At 36.3% G+C, this 2,292-nt stretch carries 2 protein-coding genes, 1 tRNA gene and 1 rRNA gene; all 4 read left to right on the top strand.

Annotated elements, in window-relative coordinates:
- Positions 1–240 precede the first annotated feature (240 nt).
- Positions 241–1,143: a hypothetical protein gene (locus NFS18_RS19190; RefSeq protein WP_251393165.1), complete on the top strand. Its 903-nt coding sequence runs from the start codon at positions 241–243 to the stop codon at positions 1,141–1,143.
- 17 nt (positions 1,144–1,160) lie between these two features.
- Positions 1,161–1,436 (top strand): helix-turn-helix domain-containing protein, encoded by a 276-nt coding sequence (locus tag NFS18_RS19185; protein ID WP_251393162.1) that lies wholly within the window; start codon positions 1,161–1,163, stop codon positions 1,434–1,436.
- Positions 1,437–1,625: 189 nt separating this feature from the next.
- A tRNA-Ser gene (locus NFS18_RS19180) sits at positions 1,626–1,713 on the top strand.
- A gap of 519 nt (positions 1,714–2,232) precedes the next feature.
- Positions 2,233–2,292, top strand: a 16S ribosomal RNA gene (locus NFS18_RS19175); the annotation flags it as partial.

Below are 2,292 nucleotides of genomic sequence, written 5' to 3'. Positions count from 1 at the left end.
AACGTATAGGTAGAGATGCATCAAGCCACCACGAAGTGGTTTTGCATGGCTTGATGCCTGTAACAGGAAGCCGAAAGGCTGAACTGTTACAAAATATATCTTCCGCCCAGGATTAATGATTGACAAATACAAAAAAAGATATATAATTAAATTATAAATCGTAAGTAGTAAGTAGATAGTGGATGTAAAAAGTAATTAGCAAAAAACAGATGGCTTGTTAAAAGAAAAGGAGGAGTTGTAATGAAAGAATTGGCGTTATCTCAGCAATATGCAATTGTTGCATTAAATGGATTGGAGAGTCTGCATCCATCAGTTGCAAAAGAGGCTGTGATCCGAGCGGTTGCAGCGGCAAAAGTATTGGAAGATGTTTTAACTACTATAGAAGAGACCGATACAGATGTATTTGTTTCAAAACTAAATGAAGCGGTAGAGTGTGCAAGGAATCTGAAGAAAAAAGAAGGGAAAAAAATAGAGAAAGAAATTGCTGAATTATTAGAAGCAGATGGTTTGTTGGAGCAGGTTCCGGATATTCTAGGATGCGATATGGATTATTATACGGCAGGAGTTGAACTCAAAGCGTATAGAAGTGAAGAAACAATGTATTTGAGATTGAGGGAGGGACTTCGGGCAGAGATACTGGACGAAGGAGAAATAAGTCTGGAATGTGCAGGTTTGTTGTGGCTGCATCGGGAAAGCGGATGTATTCATGATTTATTTTCTGTAGGAGAACAAAATCAGCTGCAAAAAAGAATGCTTGATCTGACAGTAGAAAATGTAAAATATCGTATTTTATGGGAGGCGGAATTTCACACTGCATTGGAGAGTTTTGTGACAAAATTTTTAAAGGTAAAGCATAATTTGTTTAAGAATCCATATCTGGAGGGGATAAATCTGATATTTCCTTATCTGGAGAGGAGAAAAGCAATCTTTATTGATTTTGTAATTTTCAATACAACAGTAGAAGAAAGAAGAATAGCAGTGATAGAACATTTATGCAAGATGGGACATTATGTGGAAGAAGTAAAATCAGGAAATGAAACATTTCTGAAAATAGATAATGCTTATTATCGCATTTTTCCATCTACAAGGAGGGCTTATAAAGTGCCGATCCAAGGAGCAAATATTGTTCCTGTATATTGGTAGAATGAAGGGTTGAATCTATGTCGAGACAAAGAAGTATGGAAAAAATCCTTGCCGCTGAATATGTAACAATAGGAGAATTGGTACGGTTAACGGGAAGTCGGTATAGTACATTGAAATTCTATACAGAGGAAGGGATGCTTCCTTTTGAACAGGAAGAAAAAAAATTAACAAGAAGATATAAAAGGGAAAAAAGCCTTGAACGGATCGAATATATTATGAAATTGCGTTTGGAAGGAAAATCTATTTCAGAGATAAAAGAAATATTGGGAGTACCGGCAGACAATACCCACTAGATATAGATATATATAGAAGAAATACACATAATAAGCAAATGAGATAAAAACAGATAAGAAAAATTAAAAAATTGTTTTATTTTCGTTGACATTGGGGAATCTCTTTAGTATAATAACCTATGCGTTGTAACGCATCATAATGAATAATGTCCTGTAAATAGAACATGAACAGGTCATATTTCAGAATCTGGAGAAATACTCAAGAGGCTGAAGAGGCGCCCCTGCTAAGGGTGTAGGTCGGGAAACCGGCGCGAGGGTTCAAATCCCTCTTTCTCCGTTTGATAACCTACAAAGATTATTTGATATTAGAGTTAATTGTAAGAGGTTATCAGCAGATATTGAAAAAAGATATCAAAAAAGTCAAAAACTTGAAAAAAGTTGTTGACAAAAAGCGGTAGATGTGATAATCTACTAAAGCTGTCGCTTGAACAGACAGCGAAGAAAAATAAAAAAGTTCTTGACAACGAAAAAGCTTTTTGATAAAATATCAAAGCTGTCGCATGAAGAGGACGACAAGAACATTGATAACTGAACAATAGACAACAACCCTTGAAAATTTCTTATGAGAAAATTTTTAAGAACGGTTTGATAACAAACCAAAACAGTAAAAAGGAAAAGAATTGCTAGCAGTGATTCTTGACTAGACAAACAAAGAAGCTTCGGTGGTTCTGGGTTCGGAAGAACCTCACCAAGAACACACGAAGAAGCTCCGACAGTTCTAAACTCGTGGGAAACCTCGTTAAGAACATGCGGAGCGTATAAACGGTAAGACTTGAAACTACCAAGTCAAACCTTTTTATACGAGAGTTTGATCCTGGCTCAGGATGAACGCTGGCGGCGTGCCTAACACATGCAA

The sequence above is a fragment of the Mediterraneibacter agrestimuris genome (genome assembly GCF_943193195.1).
GTDB classification, from domain to species: Bacteria; Bacillota; Clostridia; order Lachnospirales; family Lachnospiraceae; genus Schaedlerella; species Schaedlerella agrestimuris.
Note: the sequence above shows the minus strand (reverse complement) of the source record. Positions and strands in the feature narration are given on the sequence as shown.